The following is a 24,258-nucleotide window of genomic DNA, read 5'->3' as shown; positions in this document are numbered from 1 at the left end:
GAATTGTCGTGTTTGCAGCGGTCGTAATAGGCCTGGTAATCGACGCGATAGGCGGCGATGTCCTCGGGGATATTGGCGACGACGGCGTCGATATCCGGATTGGCCGGATCGAATTCGATCACCAGCGGACGGATCTTGGTGCGCAGGAAATGGTCGGGGCAGGAGGTGCCCAGAGCCGCAAGCGGACGCAGATTGTTGGAATTGACGAATTCCAGCACGGCGGCCGAGTCATCGAAATGACCCAGCTTGTGGCTGTCTTCGGAGATCAGGCCACGGATTTTCGGCATCAGCTTGGCGGCAATGGCGCGGCGCTGTTCGGCCGGCAGAGACGGGACGGCGGCGCCACCGAAAATGGTCTTGCCTTCGGTCTGCTGCTCGAACCACGCGATGGCCTGGTTGATGATCGCAATCGTGGTTTCGTAACATTCCTTGGGCGTGTCGCCCCAGGTGAACAGGCCATGCGACTCGAGGATCAGGCCCTTTGAGTTTGGGTTCTCTTCGCAATATTTGCCCAGCCACAGGCCGAGCTCGAAGCCCGGCTTCTTCCACGGCAGCCAGCCGATGCTGTCGCCGAAGATCTGCTTGGTCAGTTCCTTGGAATTGACCGAAGCAGCGATAGCGATGATCGCGTCGGGATGCATGTGGTCCACATAAGGGTGGTTCACATAGGCATGGAGCGGCGTATCGATCGAGGCTGCGCGCGGGTTGAGGTTGAACGTGGCGTGGGGCAGGTAGCCCACCATCTCGTCTTCGAATTCGACGCCGCGATAGAGGCCCTTGAGGGCCCGGAGCTTGTCCATATAGAGCGTCGAGAAGCCATCGAGCTTGATCGAAGCGCTGTCGCCGCCCGAACCTTTGACCCACAGGACTTCGACGTCCTGGCCGGTGAGCGGATCCTTCTGGAAGATCTTGGAGGAGGTGTTGCCGCCACCGTAATTGGTGACGCGCTTGTCGCTGCCGAGCAGGTTGCTCCGATAGACGAGGCGTTCCGGCTCGCTCATCGCGGCGGCCTTGGCATCGTCCCAAAGGTTCGCGAGGCGCTTGGGCGCTGATGTGGACATGAGACTCCTCCCAGAGGGTATTGGTGGTCAGATTGATTGGCCGGACATGGCCACGATCGATCATGCCTGTCAATCACAAACAATCATGAACGCGCATATCGCGCCAAAGTGGTTCGAAGTTGATTGTTTGATGATTGACACTGATTGAAATCGGTGTGAAGGAATGCGCCAGGGAGATACCAGCCTTGCATGAAACCGAGCGCCAGAGAGTGATCATAGCGGCCGTTCAGACGCGGCCCGTGGCGACTGTTGCCGAGCTTTGCGAGGTGACCGGCTCCTCCGAAGCCACCATTCGTCGCGACATTGCCGCGCTGCATGTGCGGGGCGAACTGCGCCGGGTGCGCGGCGGCGCCGAAGCGCTCACGCCGCCTGAGCAGGGCGGACTGATGGGCCGGCCGTTTTCCGTGAACGAAACGATCAACATCGCGCAGAAGCGGGCTATCGCCCGCGCCGCCGCCGAGCTGTGCAAGGATGGTGAGCCAATCATCATCAATGGCGGCACCACCACCTATCAGATGGTGCATTACCTGACGGGCCGCCGGCTCTCGGTCTTCACCAACAGCTTCGGCATCGCCGAATTCCTCATCCACAATTCGCGCAACTCGGTCGTCATTCCCGGCGGCACGGTCTATCGCGAGCAGAATGTCATTCTTTCGCCCTTCGGCGGCGTGGTGGCATCGCATTTCTATGCCAAGCGCATGTTCATCGGCTGCCAGGGCATCGGCGCGCACGGACTGATGGAGGCCGATCCGATGGTCGTCCAGTCCGAGCTCGGCCTGATCGGGCAGGCGGAGGAGCTGATTGTGCTGGCTGACTCATCCAAGTTTTCGGGGAGATCGAGCCTCATCCTGTGTGGGCTCGACCGAATAACCGCCGTCATCACCGACAGCGGCATCCGCGACGAAGATCGTCAAATGCTGGAAACGGCAGGTGTGCGACTCATCGTGGCGGAGACGACTGCTCATGCCGATCGTCAGGCGACGTTCGCGTGAGACCTAAAGACCAAGACCAGAACGTCCCAGGGAGGGATTACCTATGAAACTCTTGAAGATTTTGGCCGCTACCACTGCCGTAGCAGTGCTGCTCGCCGCCCCGGCCTATGCCCAGACCCGCATCGCCCTCGTGGTGAAGTCGCTCGGCAACGGTTTCTTCGATGCCGCCAACAAGGGCGCCCAGGAGGCTGCCGCCGAACTGGGTGATGTCGAAGTCATCTATACCGGCCCGACCGCCGCCACCGCCGAAGCCCAGATCGAAGTCATCAACTCGCTGATCGCCCAGCAGGTCGATGCCATCGCCATCTCCGCCAACGATCCGGACGCTCTCGTTCCCGCCCTGCAGAAGGCCATGGAACGCGGCATCAAGGTGATCAGCTGGGATTCGGGCGTCGCTCCCGAAGGCCGTCAGCTTCACCTCAACCCGTCCGATATCGACCTGATCGGCGAAACCATCATCAAGCTGGCTGCCGATTACCTGCCGGAAGGCGGCGACGTCGCCATCCTTTCGGCCGCCTCGACCGCGACCAACCAGAATGCCTGGATCGAGGCCGCCAAGGCTGCGCTGCCCGAGAAGTTCGCCAACATCAACCTCGTCGCCGTGGTTTATGGCGATGACGACTCGGTCAAGTCGACCGACGAAGCCAAGGGCCTGATCGCCTCCTATCCCGACCTCAAGGCCATCATTGCTCCGACCACCGTCGGTGTCGTGGCTGCCGCCCAGGTCGTGACCGACCAGAACCTCATCGGCAAGGTCAACGTGACCGGCCTGGCGCTGCCGTCCGAGTTCAAGCAGTTCATCGACAACGGCGCTTCGCAGGCGGTTGCCCTGTGGAACCCGATCGACCTGGGTTACTCGGCCGTTATGCTGGCCAATGCCCTCGTTGAAGGCGGCGAGGCTGCTCCCGGCGCAACCCTCTCGATGGGCCGCATGGGCGACCTGACCCTCGACGACACCAACTCGGGCGCCATGGCTGCTCCCTTCACCTTCGATGCTTCGAACATCGAAGAATTCTCCAAGATCTATTGATGCTACCGGCTCCGGCGCTTTGGCGCCGGGGCCGTACGAATGAGCTGCGATTCAACCCGATCACCGGGCGGCACCTCCCCCTCGACGGGGGAGGCTGGGAGGGGGTGCTGGGAGCCCCGATATCCGGGCCAACCACCCCCCACCCTTGATCCCTCCCCGCAAGGGGGAGGGTGTCGACTGAAACCTCGCGGCCAGAACGAGACAATTTATGACCGACCCCATCCTCACTCTTTCCGGCATATCCAAGACCTTCCCCGGCGTGCGGGCCCTCCATGATGTGTCGCTGGAACTCTATGCCGGCGAAGTCACGGCGCTGATCGGCGAGAACGGGGCGGGAAAGTCGACACTGGTGAAGACGCTGACCGGCATCTATCAGCCCGACGCCGGCGAAATCCGCATTGACGGGCAGGTCGTGACGCTGCCGACGGCGCATTCGGCTTCTGCCGTGGGGATCACCGCGATCCATCAGGAGACCGTGCTGTTCGACGAGATGACGGTCGCTGAAAATATCTATCTGGGCCACGCGCCGCGCAATCGCTTCGGGATGATCGATTGGCGCACGATGCGGGCCGAAGCCAGGGAGACGCTGGATTCCATGGCCGCCGGGATCGATCCGGATATCAAGCTCAAGGAACTCGGCATCGCCAAGAAGCACCTGGTGGCCGTGGCCCGTGCGCTCTCCATCGATGCGCGCGTCGTCATCATGGACGAGCCGACGGCGGCGCTGAGCCAGAAGGAAATCGAGGAGCTCTATGTTCTCATCGAGCTGCTCAAGCAGGACGGCAAGGCTATCCTTTTCATCAGCCACAAGTTCGACGAGATCTATCGCATCGCCGACCGCTTCACTGTATTCCGCGATGGTGAGCAGGTGGGCAAGGGCTTCATCAAGGACACGACGCAAAACCAGGTCGTGCAGATGATGGTGGGCCGACCGGTGGACCATATCTTCCCCGAACGGGTCGCCGTGATCGGCGAGGTTGTGCTCGAGGCCAAGGGACTTAGCCATCCCACCGAGTTCGAGAACATCTCTTTTGCGGTGCGCAAGGGCGAAATCCTGGGCTTCTACGGCCTGGTGGGCGCAGGGCGTTCCGAAGTGATGCAGGCCGTGTTCGGGCTGACGCGGCCTTCGGGCGGCACGATGGTGCTGGACGGGCAGGCCATTGCGCCGAAGTCTCCCGCCGACGCGGTCGAGGCGGGCATCGTCTATGTGCCCGAGGAGCGCGGCAAGCAGGGCGTGATCACGGGCGAGCCGATCTTCAAGAACGTGTCGCTGCCCTCGCTGGGCAAGACATCCAAGTCCGGCTTCCTGCGCATGGCCGAGGAATTCGCGTTGGCGCGCACCTATACCGAGCGGCTCGACCTGCGTGCCTCTTCGTTGAGCCAGGACGTCTCGACCCTGTCGGGCGGTAACCAGCAGAAAGTGGTGATCGCCAAGTGGCTGGCCACCCTCCCCAAGGTGATCATCCTCGATGAGCCGACCAAGGGCATCGATATCGGCTCCAAGGCCGCCGTGCATGAGTTCATGGGTGAACTGGTGGCGCAGGGGCTGAGCGTGATCATGGTCTCGTCCGAATTGCCCGAAGTGCTCGGCATGAGCGACCGTATCGTCGTGATGCGCGAGGGGAGGATCATCGACACGCTCGAAAACAAGGGCCTCAAGCCCGAGACACTGGTGCGGCTGGCTGCCGGCATTGCCGAGGAGCAGGCAGCATGAAAACCCTGAGCAAACACCGGGAAATCTGGCTGGGTCTGGCAATCCTGCTGGTCCTCGTGCTGGTGACGGCGCGCTTCCCGCGCTTCGCCCAGCCGGGCAACCTGCTGACCATCTTCAACGACACCTCCATCCTGATGATGCTGGCGCTGGGGCAGATGGCGGTCATCCTGACACGCTCCATCGACCTGTCCATGGCCTCGAACCTGGCACTGACCGGTATGATCGTCGCCATGACCAACGCGGCTTTCCCCGGCGTGCCGATCCCGCTGCTGATAGCAATGTGCGTGGTTATCGGCGCCGGCCTGGGCGCCTTCAACGGCATCCTGGTGTGGAAGCTCAATATACCGCCCATCGTGGTGACGCTGGGCACGCTGACGATCTTCCGTGGCCTGGTCTTTGTGATTTCCGGCGGCGCCTGGGTCAACGCGGCGCAGATGAGCCCGGACTTCATCGCGTTGCAGCGCATGGTGTTTCTCGGTCTGCCCCTGCTGAGCTGGTTCGCCATCGCGACCGCAGTCCTGTTCTTCGTGGTGATGACGCGGACGCCGCTCGGCCGGGCCTTTTACGCCATCGGCGTCAATCCCACGGCCTCGGTCTATACCGGCATCAATGTCGGGCGAACCAAGTTCTATGCCTTCGTCATTGCCGGGGCCGTCGCTGGCTTGTGCGGCTATCTCTGGATTTCGCGCTACGTGATTGCCTCGGTGGAAGTGGCCGGCGGCTATGAGCTGACCATTATCGCAGCCTGCGTCATCGGCGGCGTGTCGATTGCCGGCGGCATTGGCACCGTGCCGGGCGTGCTGCTCGGGGCGATCTTCCTCGGCGTCATCAACAATGCTTTGCCGGTGATCAATATCTCGCCCTTCTGGCAGATGGCGATCTCGGGCTCTGCGATCCTGCTGGCCGTGGTGCTGAACGCGCGCGGCGAACGCCGCAAGGGCCGGATCATTCTCAAGAAGGCTGAAGCCGCATGACCGATACCACAGCAACCGGCCGCAGCCTGCCTGACCGCCTCGACAATCCGCTCCGCTCGGCCGTGCTGAGCTGGGAGAGCCTGCTCGTTCTGGTGGCCTTGGGGATCTTCATCCTCAATTCCCTGGCGTCGCCCTATTTCCTCAACGCCTGGAGCCTCTCCGACCTCACCTTCAACTTCACCGAAAAGGCGCTGATCGCGCTGGCGATGGCGCTGCTGATCATTTCGGGCGAAATCGACCTGTCGGTGGCAGCAATCATCGCGCTGGCCTCGACCATGATGGGGCTGGCGCTGCAATATGGCGCTGATACGCCCGCGCTGGTGGCTGTTGGCGTGGGCGTGGGTATCGCTTGCGGCGCGTTCAACGGGTTCCTCGTGACCGGGCTCAAGCTGCCCTCCATCGTCGTCACCATCGGCACGATGAGCCTGTTCCGCGGCATCGCCTTCATCATTCTGGGCGACCAGAGCTTCAAGGGCTATCCGCCTAGCTTTTCCTGGTTCGGCCAGGGCTATGTCTGGTGGGTGATCTCGTTCGAGCTGGTGCTGTTCTTGGGTTTCGCCCTCATCTACTGGGTCCTGCTGCACCGCACCAATTTCGGCCGCCGCATCTTTGCCATCGGCAATAACAGCGTCGCCGCGCAGTTCTCCGGCGTGCGCGTCGACCGCATCAAGTTTATCCTGTTCTGCCTGACCGGGCTGATGAGCGGCTTGGCGGCCGTGCTGCTGACGGCGCGACTGGGTTCGACACGTCCATCGATCGCCGAGGGCTTTGAACTCGAAGCCATCACCATGGTGGTACTCGGTGGAGTCTCGATCCTGGGTGGTGCCGGCTCTATCCTTGGCGTGGTGCTGGCAGCGCTGATCGTGGGTCTGGTGACCTTCGGGTTGGGCCTGCTCAACGTGCCAGGCATCGTGATGACCATCTTCACCGGCTCGCTGCTGATCGTGGTCATCGCACTGCCCATCCTGTTCCGCATGTGGAGGCAGCGCGCATGATCGAGGATGCCGGCTACGAAAAGCACGCCTTCAAGATGCAGCTCAATCCCGGCATGGCGGCCGAGTATCGCAAGCGCCATGACGAGATCTTTCCCGAGCTGGTGGACCTGCTGCATCAGGCCGGGGTGAAGGACTATTCGATCCATCTCGATGAAGAGACCAACACCCTCTTCGGCGTGCTGTGGCGGCGCAAGGATCACACCATGGCCGACCTGCCGAACACCGCGGTGATGCGGCGCTGGTGGGCGCATATGGCCGATGTCATGGCGACCAATGACCAGAACGAACCGATCACCATCGATCTCGTGCCGATGTTCTGGATGAAGTGACGCTCAGCCCGCGAGTACTCTTGCCAGGCGATCCAGCCGCGCGATCCACTCGCGCTTGCGCTTCTCGATCATCGCCGAAAGCAGGTATGCCATGGTTCTGGTCCTGTTAATTAAGGTATGCCTTAACTAAAGGAGACGCGCCCAACTTTCAACGCTAAAGCGATCACTTTAGCGTTTCAGGCGTATGCGACCGGCGGACGGCGCGGGCCATGAGCCACACCACCAGCACCACGAATGGCGCCGCGATCGACAGCGTCATGGTCTTGTCCCAGTGCAACCAGCCCAACGGACCCGCCATCGCGTAGCTGATGATGCCGAGCAGATAATAGCTGATGGCAATGGTCGATAGGCCCTCAACCGTGCGCTGCAGCAGGAACTGGCTGCGCGCAGTGGCCGCGATCCGGTCGAGCACGGCGGCATTCTGCACCTGCATGTCCACGCCGATGCGTACGTCCAGCATGGCAATAGCGCGTTCAATCTTGCCGGAAACCACATTCAGCCGCTTCTCCATGGCGCGGCAGGTGGCCAGCCCCGGATCGACCCGGTTGCCGATATAATGCGTCAGCGTCGAGCCGCGCGTTGTGCCGCTCTCGCGCAGGCCGGCCAGCCGCATGCGCAGCACATCGCCATAGGCATGGCTGGCCGCAAAGCGATAGTCGAGCCGCTCGGCCAGCTGGCCCGAACGGACCAGCAAGGCATGCAGTTGCGAAAGCGCGGCCTGCACCGCGGGCAGGGTAACGGCCTCGGACAGGCCTTCCATCAGCGCCGTCAGCTCGTTCTCGATGACGCGCAGTTCGGGCGACGCAGACCGCGCCAGCGGCAGGCCGAGCAGGGCCATGGTGCGGTAGGTTTCCACCTCCAGCAGGCGCCGGCAGATGATCGACCGGCGTAGCTCTGTCAGATTTCCCGCGGCCAGCTCGAAGCGGGTGAACTGGTCGGCGTCGGGCACGAAGTCGGTCGCCACCTGTCCATTGCCAGTTTCGATATCGGCGAGGCACAGGCTGGCCAGGTTGAAGCCAGGCAGCAGGCGGTCCGGAATGGTGCGATCGCTAATGACGTCGATGCGCATCGCGCCAATCAGCAGACCGTCCGACAGCGCTTCCAGGCCCAGGTCGTCGGGCAAGTTGATCTGGTCATCGAGACCGGTTCGCCAGGAGACGGTGACGAACTCGGTGTGAAATTCCCAGGTCACATGCCGCGTCGCCGTATCGAAGCTGTGCTGCCGCGTCGACGCCGCTGGCACGCCAACGCCGCGTTCCGCACAGAACGCCTCGAAGCGCCTGAACACATCCATCATCGCGCCCGGCCGGGCGGGCATCACCACGACCAGCCGCCGCAGCCGGCAGGTTTGCGGAACGATCTCCACCGGGCGCGCATGAACCTCGTCCATGATAGCCGAGCGATACGGGTGTTCGGCAGGCAGAATAGGGAACAAGTCTGGCCTCGATGCATAGGTGATCGCCAACGAGGCGCTCGGCGCAGAGATTTGGCAATGAGGCGTTAAGGCGCGCGACTTTAGTCGAGTCCATTTGCCTGCGGGCCGCAGGGCCGCTAGCTTGGCCCCATGAATGAATTGGCGATGACAGTGCACGGCGCTCCCATCACGCTCAGCGGCAAGCCGCTGAGCTTTTCCGATATGGCCCGGATTGGTGCGCGCAAGGCGCGGCTGCTGGCCGATGCGGAAGCTCTGGAGCGCGTGGCGCGGGCGCGTGTCGTGGTCGAAGACACCATAGAGAGCGGCCAACCGGTCTATGGCTCGACCACAGGCGTTGGCGCCATGAAGGACGTTGAGTGGTCCGCCGACCAGCTCGACACGTTCAATATGGGGCTGGTGCGAGCGCATCACTTTGGCACCGGCGAAGCCTTTCCCGACGAGATTGTTCGCACGGCCATGGCAATTCGCGTCAATATGGCGCTGACCGGACGGGTGGGTTGCACCACCGATCTGGTGCATGCCTATCTGGCGCTGCTTGCGGCCGATGTGGTGCCCGTCGTGCGGCGGACGGGCTCGATCGGCTGCGCCGATATCGGCCTGATGGGCCAGATCGGCGCGGTACTGACCGGCGCGGGCGAGGCGGTTTTCGAGGGGCGCCGGCAGTCGGCGGCGGACGCCCTGGCGGCGGCCGGGCTCAAGGCCTTCCGCCTGGCGCCGCGCGACAGTCTCGCTTCGATCTCGACCAATGCCGTTGGCTATGCCGCTGCGGCCAGTGCCATTCGCGATGCCGCCGGCACGGTGCGCGTCATGCTGGCGACGGGCCTGACCACGGCGGGCGCACTGGGCGCGTCGCGCGATCCGTGGAAGGCTGTGGCCCATGTCGGCACCGAGCGCGAAGCCGGTATCGGCGCCTGGCTCTACTTCAACGCCATGGGCTGGGACTGGCCCGACGCGACCCACATTCAGGACCCGCTCTCGCTGCGCATGATGAGCCAGGTCTTTGCCACCGGCTTCGAGACGCTGGTGGCGGCCGGCAAGATCCTGCTGGCCGCCACCGGGCGGACCGACGACAATCCTGTGGTCGCGGGTGGACAGGTGCTGACGTCAGGCGGCTCGCTGCCGCTCGACGTCACCGTGTTCCTGCAGACCGCGCAACTGGGCTTGGCCCACATCGCCCGCAACGCCTTCAATCGCTGTGTGCTGCTCGGCAATGGTCAGCGCCGCGGCCTGCCGGTGAACCTGGTGCAGCCTGGTGCCATCGCCACCGGCTTCGGGCCGATCATCAAGCTGGCGGGCGAATTGTTCGCCCGCGTGCTGACCATGACCAACCCCATCTCCGCCAACTCCATGGTGGTGGCCGGCGGCATCGAGGACGAAGCGACATTTCTGCCCTTGATCGTCGAGCGGTTCGAGCGGCAGGTGCTGGCTCTTAAGCGTCTTGCCGCGCTCGAAGCCATGCTGGCAGCACAGGCGATGGACATCACGGGCGATCGCCCCGGCAATGTTCCGGGCATCATCTATGCCCTCGTGCGCCAGCATGCTGACACATACTGGCAGGATCGGCCGTTATCGGCCGAGGTCGAAGCGGTCGAACATGCCCTGGCATCGGACGCGCTTATGAACGAACTAATTTCTCACTCGACGATTATGGAGTTGGACGAGTTTTTCGCCCTGGGTCCGATCGCCTAGAATCTACGGCCTCGCCCAATTCCACCAAGACGTTACGTTAGGGACAGCCGGGTTCGGACCCGGAGAAAACGGAGAAACCAATGCGCCTCACATCCAAGCTTCTGAGTGCCGTCGCTGCGCTCGCTATCTCGGTGACCGCCGCCAATGCCCAGGTCGTCGTCTCGTCCAAGATCGACACCGAGGGCGGTGTGCTGGGCAACATCATCAAGCAGGTGCTCGAAGCCAACGACATTCCCGTCGAAGACCGTATCCAGCTTGGCGGCACGCCGATCGTGCGCGAAGCGATCACCGCGGGCGAAATCGACATCTACCCGGAATATACCGGCAACGCCGCCTTCTTCTTCGAAAAGGCCGACGACCCGCTGTGGAACGACGCCGCCTCGGCCTATGCCGAAGCCGCCAAGCTCGACTTCGAAGCCAACAAGATCGTCTGGCTGACCCCGTCGCCGGCCAATAACACCTGGGCCGTGGCGGTCCGCAACGATGTCGCCGAAGCCAACAGCCTCAACACCTTCACCGAATTCGGCGCGTGGGTTGCCGGTGGCGGCGAGGTCAAGCTTGCAGCATCGGCCGAGTTCGTGAACTCGCCGGCCGCTTTGCCCAAGTTCCAGGAGGTCTACGGCTTTACCCTGAGCCCCGATCAGTTGATCACCCTGTCGGGTGGTGACACTGCGGCGACCATCGCGGCTGCGGCTCAGCAAACCAACGGCGCCAACGCCGCCATGGTCTATGGCACGGACGGCGGCATTGCCCCCTCGGGCCTCAAGGTGCTGGAAGACGACAAGGGCGTGCAGCCGGTCTATCAGCCCTCCCCGATCATCCGCGAGGAAGTGCTGGCCGAATACCCGCAGATCGAAGAACTGCTGAAACCGGTGTTTGAAGGCCTGACTCTCGAAGTGCTGCAGGACCTCAATGGCCGGGTGCAGGTTGGCGGCGAGGCGGCTGCGGCCGTGGCCACCGACTACCTGACCCAGGGCGGCTTCCTGAGCTAACTGACGGCTGGGTGAGGGCAGGCCCCTCACCCCACCCCTCTCCCCGAAGGGGCGAGGGAGCCTGCGCGGCGGTCGTGGCGAGATATTGCCACTCGCGCAGTTCTGAAACCCTCGCCCCTTCGGGGAGAGGGTAGGGCGAGGGGCGATCCGCCCCAGCGAAGCCAGCGACTGACCAGCCGGAGCCACATGAGCATCGCCGACACGACCATCAGCGCCGCTCGACCCACCTGGCTTGCGCTCGACAAGCTGGGCGTGCTGATCGCGTTCATCGCCGCCGCCGGCGCCGCGCTGCCTTTCGCGCTGTTTCGCGCCAATCGCATCGTGCCCGGTGAGGCGCGTTCCTTGCTCACTGCCTTGCCCGAACTGCCCGCCATCCTCCTCGCCGCGGTGCTGCTGATCGGATTCGGGACCGCGCTGCTGCGCTTCCCCATCATCGCCAAGCTGGCTGTCGGCTTCGTCGTGCTGGCCGTGCTCCTTGCATTCATCGGTTGGTCCGGCAGCTACCTGACGCCTGAAGGCGACACCTTTGCCCGCGTATCTCCCGGCGCCGGTTTCTGGCTCCTCGTTTTCGCCTTTGCCCTGCTGGTCACCGATGCCCTGACGCGGCTGCGCTTCGCGCCGCTGGTACGGATCGGCATCTTGGTCGTGGTGGCCGCGGCCATGGCCCTGCTGCTGTGGAGCGGCAGCTGGAACGACCTCTCCATGCTCAAGGAATATGCCACGCGGGCGACCGCCTTCTGGGCCGAGGCGCGGACGCATATGGCGCTGGCCTTTGGCTCGGTGGCCATAGCGAGTGTGGCCGGCCTGCCGGTCGGCATCCTCTGCTACAAGGTCAGGCCGGTGCGGGCTGCGGTGCTGAACGTACTCAACATCGTCCAGACCATTCCCTCCATCGCGCTCTTTGGCCTCCTGATCGCGCCGCTGGCATGGGTGGCAGCCAATGTGCCGGGCGCTTCGGAGATCGGAATTTCCGGCATCGGCGTGGCGCCGGCCATGGTGGCATTGTTCGCCTATTCGCTGCTGCCCATCGTCTCCAACACCGTGGTCGGGCTCCTCAGCGTATCGCCTGCCGCCGTGGATGCGGCCAAGGGCATGGGCATGACCGGCGCGCAGCGGCTGATGGGGGTCGAACTGCCGCTGGCCTTTCCGGTCATCCTCACCGGCATCCGCATCGTGCTGGTGCAAAATATCGGGCTGGCCACTATCGCCGCGCTGATCGGCGGTGGCGGCTTTGGCGTCTTCGTCTTCCAGGGCATTGGCCAGACAGCCATGGACCTGGTGCTGCTGGGCGCCGTGCCGACAGTGGCGCTGGCCTTCGCCGCCGCCGTGGTGCTCGATGCCTTGGTTGAGATGACCAGCCGGGGAGGACGGCGATGAGCCCGGCAACCCCATCATCCGCCCTTCGGGCACCTTCTCCCACAAGGGGAGAAGGGGGACTCCCAGCTTTGGGAGGCACCGGGCTCCCCCTCTCCCCTCGTGGGAGAGGGTGGATCGGCCGCAGGCCGAGACGGGTGAGGGGGCTCTTTCCACTCCCACGGGGACCCGTTGCATGATCGAAATCGACGACATCACCAAGACCTACGATGCGACCACTGTCGTCGACCATGTGACGCTGACCATCGAGCCGCATACTATCTGCGTCATCGTCGGCACCTCCGGCTCGGGCAAGACCACGCTGATGCGGATGATCAACAAGCTGGTCGAGCCGACCTCCGGCCATATCCGTATCGACGGTCAGGATATCGCGGGCATTCCCGCCTACGAACTGCGCCGCCGCATCGGCTATGCCATCCAGGGCCATGGCCTGTTTCCCCACCGCACTGTGGCGCAAAACGTGGCGACCGTGCCCAAGCTGCTGGGCTGGGACAAGGCCAAAACCGCCAACCGCGTCGATGAACTGCTCAGCCTCTTCCAGCTCGATCCGGCCGAGTTCCGCGATCGCCTGCCGCATGAACTGTCGGGCGGCCAGCAGCAGCGCGTCGGCGTGGCGCGAGCGCTGGCCGCCGAGCCCAATATCCTGTTGATGGACGAACCCTATGGCGCGCTTGACCCGGTGATCCGCGCCAAGGCGCAGGAGGATCTGCTCGCCATCCAGCGCAAGTTCGGCACCACCGTGGTTCTGGTGACCCATGACATGGAAGAGGCGATCCATCTGGGCGATACCATTGCGGTGATGGACAAGGGCAAGCTGCTGCAATCCGCCAAACCGGCCGAGATCATCGCCAACCCGGCGTCGCCCTTCGTGGCCGAACTGATCGGCACCAGTGAGCGCCCGTTCCGCCTGTTGTCGCTGGCCAAGGTTGCCGACCATATTGAAGACGGCGAAGTCGAGGGCCAGCCCATCGAGGTCACGGCGTCGCTGCGCGATGCCTATGCGGAACTATTGTGGTCGGGCCGGCCCGCTTTGCCGGTGCAGCGCGATGGGCAGATTGTGGGGCAGGTGACTCTGGCCCAGCTGTCGCGACTGGCGGCGCGTCCGCAATGACGCTCGGCAACCTTATCCGCGCTCTGGTTCTGGCCACTCTGGTGCTGCTGCTGGTGAGCCCGGACCTGTTCAGCGGGTTCTTCAACCTCTTCACCAAGAACAACCAGCCGGCGATCTACAATCAGGGCAGCCTGCTCGATATTACCGTCGAGCACCTCAAGCTGGTTCTGCTTGCCACGCTCGCCTCAACCATTCTGGCCGTCGGCCTGGCCATCATCGTCACCCGTCCCTTTGGCGCCGAGTTCCTGCCGCTCTCGCGCAGCCTCGCCAATATTGGCCAGACCTTTCCGCCCGTTGCGGTCCTGGCCCTCGCCGTACCCATGCTGGGTTTTGGCTGGCAACCGACGCTACTGGCCCTGTTCCTCTATGGGCTGCTGCCGATCTTCGAGAACACGCTGACCGGCCTGACCAATCTGCCGCCAACCGTGACCGACGCCGCCAAGGGCATGGGCATGACCGGCTGGCAACGGCTGGTGAAGGTGGAACTACCGCTGGCCCTGCCGGTGATCCTGGCGGGCGTACGACTGTCCGTGGTGATCTCGCTGGCCACGGCAACCATCGGTTCCACCGTCGCCGCGCGCACGCTGGGCGAAGTGATCATTGCGGGGCTATTGTCGAGCAATACCGCCTTCGTGCTGCAGGGCGGGCTGATCGTGGGCGTTCTGGCCGTGCTAATCTATGATGCACTCGCGGCGCTGGAGCGGTTCCTGATGGCGCGCACGGGGCAATTGGGGAGGGCGACGGCGTGAGCGCTCTTCTTTTCCCTTCTCCCCTTGCGGGAGAAGGTGCCCCGAAGGGGCGGATGAGGGGTCCTTTCTGCTCTCGCGATTGCAACCCCTCACCCGTCTCGGCTTCGCCGATCCACCCTCTCCCGCAAGGGCAGAGAGGAGGGTCGGTGGGTATGGAGAAATAGTATGTCCGATTTCGACCTCGTCCTGTCCGGCACGGTCGTCCTGCCCGGCCTCATCATTGAAGACGGCTATGTCGCCGTGCGCGGCGGCAAGGTGATCCATGTCGGCGAGGGCAAGGCGCCCTCGGCGCATGAGCGGCACGAACTGGGCACGGCGCTGATCCTGCCCGGCGCCATCGACGCCCAGGTGCATTCGCTGAGCCAGAAGAACCAGGAAGATTTCATCTGGTCGACCCGCTCAGCCGCCGCGGGTGGCGTCACCACCATTGTCGACATGCCCTATGACGAGGGCAATCTGGTCTGCTCGGCCGAGGCCGTGCGCGCCAAGGTCGCCCATGCCGAGCCTCAGGCCCGGGTCGATTTTGCCCTCTACGGCACGATCAATCCGGAGGAAGGCGCCAGCCGCATCGCCGAACAGGCCGAGGCCGGGGTGGCCGCCTTCAAATTTTCGACCTTCGGCACCGATCCGGTGCGCTTCCCGCGCATTCCGCCGGCTTTGCTCGAAGAGTGCTTCGCGGCCGTGGCCAAGACCGGCCTGACGGCCGGCGTGCACAATGAAGACGATGAAATGGTCCGCGCCGCCATGGCCAAGGTAGAGGCATTGGGGATCACCGACTATCGTGCCCATGGCATGAGCCGGCCGCCACTGGCCGAACTTTTAGCCAGCCTGCAGATTTACGAGACCGGAGCCGCCACCGGTTGCCCGGCCCATGTGGTTCACTGCTCACTCAGCCGTGGCTACGACATCGCCCGCCTCTATCGCGACCAGGGCTATGCCGCGACCATCGAATGCTGCATCCACTATCTGACGCTCGACGAAGAAAACGACGTCGCCCGGCTTGGCGGCAAGGCCAAGATCAACCCGCCGATCCGGTCGCGCGCCGAAGTGGAGAAGCTTTGGGAGCATGTGCGGGCGGGCAATGTCACGCTGGTCTCGACCGACCACGTCAGCTGGTCAGCAAACCGCAAGAATAGTGCCAGCATGCTGGCCAATGCTTCCGGCGTGCCTGGTCTCGAAGTCATGGTGCCACTCTTCGTCATGGGCGCGCTACAGCGCGATATCCCGCTGACCTGGGCCGCCAGACTGATGGCCGAAAACCCGGCCAGGCACTTCCGGCTGGCGCAGAAAGGCGCGCTAACGGCCGGAAAAGATGCTGATATAACAGTGCTCTTCCCTCGTCCCAAGCGCTACGACGCAGCCGCCAGCGGCCACAATGTCGTTGGCTGGTCCCCCTATAACGGCATCGAACTGCCCTGGACGGTGGGCCTGACCTATCTGCGCGGGCAGCAGGTGTTCGACGGCACCGCGGTGGCCGAACCGGGCATCGGGCGCTTCGTTCGACCGGAGGTAAAGGCTTGATTCCAAACACTTCCATCCGCGCCGAGCGCATCGCTGCCGATATCGACGCGTTGGCGGCGATCACCGAGCCGGGGCGACCCTGGACCCGTCGCGCCTTCACCCCGATGTTCCTCGAAGGGCGCAAATGGCTGGAAAAGGCGATGCGGGAGGCCGGCGCGGTGACTCAGATCGATGCGGCGGGCAATCTGGTGGGGACCATCCCCGGCAAGCACCCGCAACTGGGCACGATCATGCTGGGATCGCATTCCGACACGGTCCCGGATGGCGGACGATTTGACGGCATTGCCGGTGTCGTCGCAGCGCTGGAGGTGGCGCGGGCCCTGCGGGACCGGGGCGTGGTGCTCGAGCATACGCTGGAAGTGGTGGACTTCCTCGCCGAGGAGGTGTCGATTTTCGGCGTTTCCTGCATCGGCAGCCGCGGCATGAGCGGCACCCGACCGGCTGAATGGCTGGCGCGCGAAAGCGACGGGCTGACGCTGGAAAAAGCGATAGCCTCGGTCGGCGGCGCCACTCACCGCCTGGCCCAGCGCGACGACATCAAGGCCTTTCTCGAGCTGCATATCGAGCAGGGGCCAGTGCTGCAGGATGACAAGCTCGACGTTGGCGTTGTAGCGGCCATTGCCGGCATTACCCGCATCGAGGTCATAGTCGAAGGCCGGGCCGATCATGCAGGGACGACGCCCATGGGATCGCGCAAGGATGCGCTGACCACGGCGGCCTGGATCGCGCTGGGCGTCGAGGAACTGGGCAAGGCGCTGGCCAGCGGCGACCAGCACTTTGCCGCGACAGTGGGGGAATTCGAGATGACCCCCAACGCTGCCAATGTGGTGCCGGCACGGGTTCGCATGCTGATCGATGCACGGGCCGAATTGCGCCAGGACATGGAGCGGTTCATCGAGGAACTGGCCAAGGGCGTCGCGGCGATTGCCGAAAAGACCGGCGTCACGGTGCAGGCGCCGCGCATTGTCTCGGACAATCAGCCGACGGCGTGCGACCCGGATGTGCTCGCCGTGCTCGATGCCGCCTGCGACAGCGCCGGAGCCCGACATCGCCGCATGGCGTCGGGCGCCGGGCACGACACGGCCTGGATGGCGCGCATCACCAAGGCCGCGATGATCTTCGTGCCCTGCCTCGATGGCCGCAGCCATTCAGCGGATGAATTCGCCACCGCCGAGGATATCGCGCTGGGCGCCGCCGTCCTGCTGGACGCCGTGCGGGCGCTCGACACCAAACTGCAAGGGAAGACCTGAATGGGGCGCATCCTGACCGAAAAAGACGTCGAGGCGGCGGTCCGGGGCGGCTCCGTCTATGCGGCGGGCGGTGGCGGCTGGGCCGATCATGGCCGCATGCTGGGTCATGCGGCTGTGAGCATCGGCAAGCCCGAGCTGGTCAGCATCGAAGAACTCGATGCCGACGATTGGGTGGCCACTGCCGCTGCCATCGGCGCGCCCGCGTCGACCACGCCGTGGGAAATGCGGGGCGTCGATTACATCAAGGCTGTGCAATTGCTGCAGGATGCATTGGGCGAAAAGCTCAGCGGGCTGATGGTGGGGCAAAACGGCAAGTCATCGACGCTCAATGGCTGGTTGCCCTCTGCGGCGCTGGGGCTAAAAGTCGTGGACGCGGTGGGCGATATTCGCGCCCATCCCACCGGCGACATGGGCTCGATCGGCATGGCCGGATCGCCCGAACAGATGATCCAGACGGCGGTAGGCGGCAATCGCGCGGAAAACCGCTATATCGAGCTGGTGACGCGCGGGGCGACAGCCAAGGTCTCGCCCATCCTGCGCACGGCGGCCGACATGTCGGGCGGCTTCATCGCCTCCTGCCGCAATCCGCTGCGGGCGAGCTATGTGCAGAAACACGCCGCCTTGGGCGGTATCTCGCTGGCGCTGAAGCTCGGCGAAGCGATGATCGCGGCCGAGGGCAAAGGGCCGGGCAAGATGATCGATGCCATTGTCGCGACGACGGGTGGCACCATTCTCACCAAGGGCTACATCACTGATCTGGACGTGACCTATACCAGGGAAGCCTTCGATATCGGCCGCATCACCCTGGGCGAGGGCGACAAGGCGACCACGCTGCATGTGATGAACGAATATATGGCGGTGGAAGACGCCGGCGGCACGCGGCTCGCCACCTTCCCCGACGTTATCACCACGCTCGACGCCGCCGGGCAGGCGCTTTCGGTGGGGCAGCTTGGCCTGGGCCTCTATGTCTTCGTGCTGCACGTGCCCAAGACGATCATTCCGCTGAGCTCGTCCGTGCTTGACCCGGCAGTGTACCCCTTCGTGGAAGAACGCATGGGGATCGAACTGGCGAAGTATGCGCTGGGCTAGGAATGGCGATCTGACCTGTCTTACCTCTCCCCCAAAGGGAGAGGTGAAGAAAGAGCGAGAAAAATGCCCACACCCAATCCCCGTCACCCCAACTTCCCCATACCCGGCGGCCCGGAACTGCGCGCCAAGGGCTGGCGGCAGGAGGCTTTACTGCGCCTGCTGGAAAACGTTCTTGCGGTTGGTGAGAACCCCGATGAGCTGATCGTCTATGCGGCTTTGGGTAAGGCCGCCCGCAACTGGGCGAGCCACAAGGCCATCGTCGAAACGCTGCTGCGCATGGATGAGGACCAGACGCTCATCATTCAGTCCGGCAAGCCCATCGGTCTGCTCAAGACCCATGCCAAGGCGCCGCTGGTGATCATGGCCAATTGCAACATCGTCGGGCAGTGGGCCAAGGCGGAAGTGTTCTACGAGCTCGAGAAGAAGGGGCTGATCTGCTGGGGCGGGCTGACGGCCGGCGCCTGGCAATATATCGGCAGCCAGGGCGTCATCCAGGGTACGTACGAGATTTTCATGCACATCGCCGAGAACCGATTCGGCGGGTCGCTGGCAGGCCGGTTCATCCTCACCGCTGGCCTCGGCGGCATGGGCGGCGCGCAGCCGCTGGCCGGGCGCATGGCGGGTGCGGCCATCCTCTGCGTCGACATCGACCCCGAGCGGGCGCGCAAGCGCAAGGAGATCGGCTATCTCGAAGAAATCGCCCCTGACCTCGATACGGCTTTGGCCATGATCGACAAGGCGGTTGCGGAAAGGCGCGCGACCTCCATCGGCCTCGTCGGCAACGCCGCCGAAATCTACCCCGAGATCGCACGGCGCGGCATCGTGCCCGATATCGTCACCGACCAGACCTCGGCACACGACCTGGTCTATGGCTATGTCCCCAAGGGCATGTCGCTCGACGAGGTCAAGCGCCTGCGCGTCGAGGGACCGGGACAGTTGATGGCGGCGAGTCGGGCTTCAATCGTCGATCATGTCCGCGCCATGCTCGCCTTCCAGCAGGCCGGCAGCGAAGTGTTCGACAATGGCAACCTGATCCGCACCCACGCCAAGGCGGGCGGGGTGGAGAATGCCTTCGACATCAAGATTTTCACCGAAGCCTATCTGCGCCCGCTCTTTGCCCGCGCCATCGGGCCGTTCCGCTGGATGGCGCTGTCCGGCGATGCCGAGGACATTCGCAAGATCGATGACAAACTGCTCGAAATGTTCCCGGAAAACAGGATCGTCACCAACTGGATATCGCTTGCCCGCCAGTATGTGCCGTTCGAAGGCCTGCCGGCCCGTATCGCCTGGCTCGGCCACGGCGAACGCACGGCGCTGGCGCGGGCGGTGAACGCCATGGTGGCGGATGGCACGCTGGCGGGACCGGTGGCCTTCAGCCGCGACCACCTAGATGCCGGGGCGATGGCGCACCCCAATATCATGACCGAGTCGATGAAGGATGGATCGGACGCCATCGCCGATTGGCCGATCCTCGATGCAATGCTGTTGTGCTCATCCATGGCCGATCTGGTGGTGGTCCACTCAGGCGGCGGCGGCTATGCGGGGTATATGACCTCTGCAGGGGTGACCGTTATTGCCGACGGGACGCCGGGCGGCGACGAGCGGCTTGAGCATGCGCTGACCAACGACACGGCGCTGGGCGTTATGCGCTACGCTGATGCGGGATATGACGAGAGCCTGGACGAGATTGCCAGCAAGGGGATCGGGCACATCGCGGTGGGCTGAAGCTTCAGCCCACGCGTTGCCTGGGTCAGGCGCTCACCGCCAGCGCGACACCGGCAACCGCACGCTGCTTCAGCGCGTCGCCCACCGCAAAGATCGTTGGTGCTGACAGCGGGAAGGCCTCTACCGCCTGGACCGCTTCCCCAACTGTTCCGCGCCAGACCTGCTCGTCGGCCCGGCCGACATTGCCGGCAATGATCGCTGGCGTCTCAAGGCTCATGCCCTGCGCCCGGAGCTGGCTGACGATCTGGGGCAAGGTCCGCCGGCTCATGTAATAGACGCTGGTGGTGGCGGAGTCGGCGAGTGCCACCCAGTTGAGGGTTTCCGGCAGCACGCCCTTGCGTGAATGGCCGGTGACGAAACGCACCGACTGGGCATGGTCGCGATGGGTCAGCGAAACGCCGAGCCGGCTGGCCAGCGCGAGGGCGGCGGTAACGCCGGGCACCACGGTGACGGCGATGCCGTGCTGTTCGAGCATCTCGATCTCCTCGCCAGCACGGCCGAAGATCATCGGGTCGCCGGACTTGAGACGGACCACATGCTTGCCCTGCCGGGCTAGCGTCAGCATCATGTCGTTGATGTCTTCCTGGCGGCAGCTTTCGCGGGCAGCGCGCTTGCCCACCAGCATGCGCTTGGCCTCGCGGCGGGCCAGTTCGAGCACTTCCGTAGAGACGAGGTCGTCGAACAGGATGACGTCGGCGGATTGTAGCGCGCGGACCGCCTTGATGGTGAGCAGGTCGGCATCGCCCGGACCGGCGCCGACCAGCGTGACGCGACCCGTGGGGGGTGCGGCTCTGACCACGTCGATATCGGCATCCATCGCCGTGGGTGCACTATCGCCGAAGGCCCGGTCGACCAGACGCTCCCAGAAAGCGCGGCGCTGCGGGCCGGCTTCCAGGCGCTCCATGACACTGGATCGCACCTGTTGGGCGAGCTGTGCCCAGGCGCTGAGCGTGCTTGGGAGCAGCGTCTCGATACGACGGCGCACCGCCTGACCGAGAATGGGGGCCGCGCCCGCTGTAGAAATGCCAACGACCACCGGCGAGCGATTGACGATGCTGCCGAACTGGAACTGGCAGAATTCGGGCCGGTCGATCACATTGTAGGGCACGCTGGCATCGCGGGCCGCTTCGATGAAAGCCAGGGCTTCCGCATCGTCCTCGATGTCGGCGACGGCGAGTGCCGCGCCGGACAGATCGCACGGCGCCCAGTGGCAATCGACCAGGCTGATCGTGCCTGCGGCCGCGCCTGTTTCAGCCAGGGCAATGAGGTCGTCGCACCATTCGCCGATGGGCGCCAGCACCTGCACATGCGCCCCGGCGGCGGCGAGCAGTTCGATCTTCCAGGTGGCGGGTTCCGAGCCGCCGATGGCGACCACTCGCTTGCCCGCCAGGTCAAAAAAGACCGGCAGGACAGCCAGTGGGGCGACGCGGTCAGGGCGGTTGTTATTCGGCTGCCTGGAGACGACTCGCATCGATGATCCCCCTGATTTCGGCGCGGCAGGAGCCGCAATTGGTGCCGGCCCTGGTGCAGGCACCGACCGCTTCGACAGTGCTGCAGCCCTGCAGGGTTACCGCAGCGGTAATGGTGTTGATGCCTACCGAAAAGCACGAGCAGATGATGGCGCCGCTATCGGGCATGTCGGCGCCGGGCCTGCCGGCGAGAACCGATGAGGCGCTGAGATTGCCTTCGGCGAGCAGGCCGGTCGCCCACTGGCGCGACACCAGCACCGGATCGGGCGCCGTGTAGAGCGCGACGACAAGGTGGCCATTGTCGATGACAGCAAAGCTGCGGCGACCGGACCGGGCGTCGAGTACGGATTCGATGTTGGCCTCATGGGGCAGGTCGAACGCGCTCCTGAGCCAGTCCGTCCAATCAGCCGGTTCCTCGAACCAGCCGAGCTCGCCGCGCGTGCCGCCGATAGCCTCGGCAATCGCCCAATAGCCCGCATCGAGCACGGGGCGGCGGGCCGAGGCGAAGAAGCCGTAAATTCGGGTGTGAACCGGATCGGCGTGCACTTCGGCCATCTTGAGGGCCGGCTGGGCGGAAAACGGGTCGACCTTGGCGGTGACCAGCGCATCGATGCGGCCATTGGAGGCAAACTGGTCGGTCCAGTGCATCGGCACGAAGAGGTGACCGCGCCGCTGACGATCGGTGACCAGCGCCCGCACGATGGCGCTGCCATGCCGGTTACTGAGACGCACCAGACTGGCGCGGCGGATATTGAGCGCTTCGGCGTCGGCCGGATGGATTTCCACGAAAGGCTCGGCGTAATGCGCCGAAAGGCGCGCGGTTTTGCCGGTGCGCGTCATGGTGTGCCAATGATCACGCACGCGGCCAGTATTAAGGATGAAGCTGCCCGGTGCCGGCGCGAAGGGCGGGGGCGGCAGGACAGGCACGAAACGCGCCTTGCCATCGCCGGTGAAGAATGCGCCATCGCCGAACATGCGGGCGGCGGGTTTGCGGCGTACCGGCCATTGTGTGGGCGCCAGGTTGGCATAGTCGGCACCGGCGAGGCCGGAGAGATCGAAGTCGCGTCCGCCGTCATTCTCAAAGGCCGAGAGGGCCACGTGTTCAGCAAAGATCTGCGCGGGGCTGAAATAGCTGAAGGCGTGGGCAAAGCCCATGCGCTTGCCGACTTCCTTGATGATCCACCAGTCAGGGCGGACCTCGCCGGGCAAGGCCAGGAAGGGACGCTGGCGCGAAATGCGGCGCTCTGAATTGGTGACGGTGCCGTCTTTCTCGCCCCAGCCGGCAGCGGGTAGGCGGACGTGAGCGGTGACGCCGGTGTCCGTCTGGGCGGACATGTCGGAGACCACGACAAAGGGGCAGGCCGCGAGGGCAGCGCGAACGGCGTCCGCTTCGGGCATGGAGTCGACGGGGTTGGTCGCCATGATCCAGACGGCCTTGATCTCACCGCGCGCCATGGCCGCGAACAGGTCGACGGCCTTTAGCCCCGGCTTGGTGGCGACTCTCTCGCTGCCCCAAAATCGACCCACGCGGTCGATGGCCTCAGGGGTGAAGTCCATATGGGCAGCCAGCATATTGGCCAGCCCGCCCACCTCGCGGCCGCCCATCGCATTGGGCTGGCCGGTGACCGAGAAGGGACCCATGCCGGGCCGGCCAATGCGGCCGGTCAGCAAGTGGCAGTTGATGATGGCATTGACCTTGTCGGTACCCGATGCCGACTGGTTGACGCCCTGCGAATAGACCGTGACCGTCTTCTCAGTGCGGGCAAACCAGTCGTAAAACAGCTCGACCGATTTTTCGGACAGGCCGGTGGTGCTGGCGACACGGGCAGCGGACCAGTCTTCGGCGACGAGCAGGGTCGCATCGAGCCCACTGGTATGCGCCTCGACGAAATCGGGCGCGGTGATGCCGTTGCGAGCAAGATGGGCGAGCAGCCCGACGAACAGGGCGCTGTCGCCGTCGGATTGCACAGCGAGGTGCAGATCGGCGATATCGGCGGTGACGGTGCGGCGCGGATCGATGAGCACGATGCGCATGTCCGGGCGCTCGGCCTTGGCCTTGACGATGCGCTGGTAGAGCACCGGATGACACCAGCCAAGATTGGAGCCGACCAGGACGATGAGGTCGGCGAGCTCCAGGTCTTCGTAATTGCCCGGCACCGTATCGGAACCGAAGGCGCGCTTGTGGCCGGCGACGGACGAGGCCATGCAGAGCCGCGAATTGGTGTCCATGTTGCCCGAGCCGATGAAGCCCTTCATCAGCTTGTTGGCGACGTAGTAATCCTCGGTGAGCAACTGGCCCGAGCCATAAATGGCCACCGAATCCGGTCCGAATTCAGCGATGGTCTGCTTGAACGTGTTGGCAACCCGCCCGAGCGCCTGGTCCCAAGTCACCCTGGCGCCATCGCTTTCGGGGTAGAGCAAGCGACCATCAAGCGACAGGGTCTCCCCCAGGGCCGACCCTTTCGAGCAGAGACGCCCGAAATTGGCGGGATGGTCGGGGTCGCCCGCGATGGCCACCGAACCGTCAACTTGTGGCGTCGCCAGCACGCCACAACCGACCCCGCAATAGGGGCAGGTGGTGCGGATGGTCGTGCTGGCAAGCGGCTGGTTCATTCGGCAGCCGCCATGCTGGCCATTTCGTAGGCCATGAAGATGCGGCCGTCGACGACCTCGGTCGGGAAGGTCTTGACCTGGCCCTCATCGGCGCCGAGCGCCTGACCCGTCGCCAGGTCGAACACCCAGTTGTGCAGCGGGCAGGT

The 24,258-nt window shown here is 64.4% G+C and carries 19 protein-coding genes and 1 pseudogene; 15 read left to right on the top strand and 5 right to left on the bottom strand.

Features of this window, described 5'->3' with window-relative positions:
* Positions 1–1,061: class II aldolase (locus tag V6M52_RS12940; protein WP_332701320.1), on the bottom strand; the 1,061-nt coding region annotated here is incomplete at its 3' end.
* A gap of 185 nt (positions 1,062–1,246) precedes the next feature.
* Between V6M52_RS12940 and V6M52_RS12935 the strand changes: the two genes are divergently transcribed.
* The 6 genes from V6M52_RS12935 (at position 1,247) to rhaM (ending at position 7,095) form a co-directional block, all read left to right on the top strand.
* On the top strand, positions 1,247–2,053 hold the full coding sequence (locus tag V6M52_RS12935; protein ID WP_332686003.1) for a DeoR/GlpR family DNA-binding transcription regulator: 807 nt from the start codon (positions 1,247–1,249) through the stop codon (positions 2,051–2,053).
* Positions 2,054–2,096: 43 nt separating this feature from the next.
* A complete protein-coding gene (gene rhaS, locus V6M52_RS12930) occupies positions 2,097–3,083 on the top strand; it encodes a rhamnose ABC transporter substrate-binding protein (protein WP_332701319.1) in 987 nt (328 codons plus the stop codon).
* A gap of 208 nt (positions 3,084–3,291) precedes the next feature.
* Complete coding sequence (locus V6M52_RS12925) at positions 3,292–4,797, top strand: sugar ABC transporter ATP-binding protein (protein WP_332701318.1); 1,506 nt, start codon at positions 3,292–3,294, stop codon at positions 4,795–4,797.
* Complete coding sequence (locus V6M52_RS12920; protein ID WP_332701317.1) at positions 4,794–5,771, top strand: ABC transporter permease; 978 nt, start codon at positions 4,794–4,796, stop codon at positions 5,769–5,771. Before V6M52_RS12925 ends, V6M52_RS12920 begins: the two co-directional genes overlap by 4 nt.
* On the top strand, positions 5,768–6,766 hold the full coding sequence (locus V6M52_RS12915; protein ID WP_332701316.1) for an ABC transporter permease: 999 nt from the start codon (positions 5,768–5,770) through the stop codon (positions 6,764–6,766). Before V6M52_RS12920 ends, V6M52_RS12915 begins: the two co-directional genes overlap by 4 nt.
* Positions 6,763–7,095: an L-rhamnose mutarotase gene (gene rhaM, locus V6M52_RS12910; RefSeq protein WP_332701315.1), complete on the top strand. Its 333-nt coding sequence runs from the start codon at positions 6,763–6,765 to the stop codon at positions 7,093–7,095. The genes V6M52_RS12915 and rhaM overlap by 4 nt, the downstream gene beginning before the upstream one ends.
* A gap of 163 nt (positions 7,096–7,258) precedes the next feature.
* Here the strand turns inward: rhaM and V6M52_RS12905 are convergent, their stop codons facing one another.
* On the bottom strand, positions 7,259–8,530 hold the full coding sequence (locus V6M52_RS12905) for a DUF3422 domain-containing protein (RefSeq protein WP_332701314.1): 1,272 nt from the start codon (positions 8,528–8,530) through the stop codon (positions 7,259–7,261).
* 144 nt (positions 8,531–8,674) lie between these two features.
* On the opposite strand from V6M52_RS12905, the gene V6M52_RS12900 reads away from it, so the two are divergent.
* The 9 genes from V6M52_RS12900 to V6M52_RS12860 all read left to right on the top strand — a co-directional run bounded on the left by V6M52_RS12900 (position 8,675) and on the right by V6M52_RS12860 (position 20,030).
* The gene (locus V6M52_RS12900; protein WP_332701313.1) at positions 8,675–10,219 is read left to right on the top strand and encodes an aromatic amino acid lyase; all 1,545 of its coding nucleotides are present in this window, start codon (positions 8,675–8,677) and stop codon (positions 10,217–10,219) included.
* A gap of 80 nt (positions 10,220–10,299) precedes the next feature.
* Positions 10,300–11,211: a glycine betaine ABC transporter substrate-binding protein OsmF gene (osmF, locus tag V6M52_RS12895; protein ID WP_332701312.1), complete on the top strand. Its 912-nt coding sequence runs from the start codon at positions 10,300–10,302 to the stop codon at positions 11,209–11,211.
* Positions 11,212–11,397: 186 nt separating this feature from the next.
* Positions 11,398–12,588, top strand: coding sequence for an ABC transporter permease (locus tag V6M52_RS12890; protein ID WP_332701311.1), 1,191 nt, complete (start codon positions 11,398–11,400; stop codon positions 12,586–12,588).
* A 172-nt stretch (positions 12,589–12,760) separates the two neighbouring features.
* The gene (locus V6M52_RS12885; RefSeq protein ID WP_332701310.1) at positions 12,761–13,696 is read left to right on the top strand and encodes an ABC transporter ATP-binding protein; all 936 of its coding nucleotides are present in this window, start codon (positions 12,761–12,763) and stop codon (positions 13,694–13,696) included.
* On the top strand, positions 13,693–14,445 hold the full coding sequence (locus V6M52_RS12880; RefSeq protein ID WP_332691335.1) for an ABC transporter permease: 753 nt from the start codon (positions 13,693–13,695) through the stop codon (positions 14,443–14,445). Before V6M52_RS12885 ends, V6M52_RS12880 begins: the two co-directional genes overlap by 4 nt.
* 165 nt (positions 14,446–14,610) lie before the next feature.
* Complete coding sequence (locus V6M52_RS12875; RefSeq protein WP_332701309.1) at positions 14,611–15,966, top strand: dihydroorotase; 1,356 nt, start codon at positions 14,611–14,613, stop codon at positions 15,964–15,966.
* Positions 15,963–17,216: a Zn-dependent hydrolase gene (locus tag V6M52_RS12870; protein WP_332701308.1), complete on the top strand. Its 1,254-nt coding sequence runs from the start codon at positions 15,963–15,965 to the stop codon at positions 17,214–17,216. The genes V6M52_RS12875 and V6M52_RS12870 overlap by 4 nt, the downstream gene beginning before the upstream one ends.
* Positions 17,217–18,305: a DUF917 domain-containing protein gene (locus V6M52_RS12865; RefSeq protein WP_332701307.1), complete on the top strand. Its 1,089-nt coding sequence runs from the start codon at positions 17,217–17,219 to the stop codon at positions 18,303–18,305.
* A 63-nt stretch (positions 18,306–18,368) separates the two neighbouring features.
* Positions 18,369–20,030, top strand: coding sequence for a urocanate hydratase (locus tag V6M52_RS12860; protein WP_332701306.1), 1,662 nt, complete (start codon positions 18,369–18,371; stop codon positions 20,028–20,030).
* Positions 20,031–20,055: 25 nt separating this feature from the next.
* Here the strand turns inward: V6M52_RS12860 and cysG are convergent, their stop codons facing one another.
* The 3 genes and pseudogenes from cysG to V6M52_RS12845 all read right to left on the bottom strand — a co-directional run.
* A complete protein-coding gene (gene cysG, locus V6M52_RS12855) occupies positions 20,056–21,501 on the bottom strand; it encodes a siroheme synthase CysG (RefSeq protein WP_332701305.1) in 1,446 nt (481 codons plus the stop codon).
* Positions 21,473–24,112, bottom strand: a complete 2,640-nt coding sequence (locus tag V6M52_RS12850; protein WP_332701304.1) for a nitrate reductase — start codon at positions 24,110–24,112, stop codon at positions 21,473–21,475. The genes cysG and V6M52_RS12850 overlap by 29 nt, the downstream gene beginning before the upstream one ends.
* Positions 24,109–24,258, bottom strand: a pseudogene (locus tag V6M52_RS12845) (tRNA-(guanine-N1)-methyltransferase); the annotation flags it as partial. The pseudogene V6M52_RS12845 and the gene V6M52_RS12850, both read right to left, overlap by 4 nt.

Source organism: Devosia sp. (genome assembly GCF_036676215.1).
In the GTDB taxonomy this organism is placed as follows: Bacteria; Pseudomonadota; Alphaproteobacteria; order Rhizobiales; family Devosiaceae; genus Devosia.
This window is presented reverse-complemented; position numbering and strand designations above follow the sequence as displayed.

Excerpts from the sequence above, each read along its gene's own strand:
- rhaS (WP_332701319.1), top strand. The coding sequence starts at position 2,097 with ATGAAACTCTTGAAGATTTTGGCCGCTACCACTGCCGTAGCAGTGCTG.
- V6M52_RS12925 (WP_332701318.1), top strand. The coding sequence starts at position 3,292 with ATGACCGACCCCATCCTCACTCTTTCCGGCATATCCAAGACCTTCCCC.
- V6M52_RS12920 (WP_332701317.1), top strand. The coding sequence starts at position 4,794 with ATGAAAACCCTGAGCAAACACCGGGAAATCTGGCTGGGTCTGGCAATC.
- V6M52_RS12915 (WP_332701316.1), top strand. The coding sequence starts at position 5,768 with ATGACCGATACCACAGCAACCGGCCGCAGCCTGCCTGACCGCCTCGAC.
- rhaM (WP_332701315.1), top strand. The coding sequence starts at position 6,763 with ATGATCGAGGATGCCGGCTACGAAAAGCACGCCTTCAAGATGCAGCTC.
- V6M52_RS12900 (WP_332701313.1), top strand. The coding sequence starts at position 8,675 with ATGACAGTGCACGGCGCTCCCATCACGCTCAGCGGCAAGCCGCTGAGC.
- osmF (WP_332701312.1), top strand. The coding sequence starts at position 10,300 with ATGCGCCTCACATCCAAGCTTCTGAGTGCCGTCGCTGCGCTCGCTATC.
- V6M52_RS12890 (WP_332701311.1), top strand. The coding sequence starts at position 11,398 with ATGAGCATCGCCGACACGACCATCAGCGCCGCTCGACCCACCTGGCTT.
- V6M52_RS12885 (WP_332701310.1), top strand. The coding sequence starts at position 12,761 with ATGATCGAAATCGACGACATCACCAAGACCTACGATGCGACCACTGTC.
- V6M52_RS12880 (WP_332691335.1), top strand. The coding sequence starts at position 13,693 with ATGACGCTCGGCAACCTTATCCGCGCTCTGGTTCTGGCCACTCTGGTG.
- V6M52_RS12875 (WP_332701309.1), top strand. The coding sequence starts at position 14,611 with ATGTCCGATTTCGACCTCGTCCTGTCCGGCACGGTCGTCCTGCCCGGC.
- V6M52_RS12865 (WP_332701307.1), top strand. The coding sequence starts at position 17,217 with ATGGGGCGCATCCTGACCGAAAAAGACGTCGAGGCGGCGGTCCGGGGC.
- V6M52_RS12860 (WP_332701306.1), top strand. The coding sequence starts at position 18,369 with ATGCCCACACCCAATCCCCGTCACCCCAACTTCCCCATACCCGGCGGC.
- cysG (WP_332701305.1), bottom strand. The coding sequence starts at position 21,501 with ATGCGAGTCGTCTCCAGGCAGCCGAATAACAACCGCCCTGACCGCGTC.
- V6M52_RS12850 (WP_332701304.1), bottom strand. The coding sequence starts at position 24,112 with ATGAACCAGCCGCTTGCCAGCACGACCATCCGCACCACCTGCCCCTAT.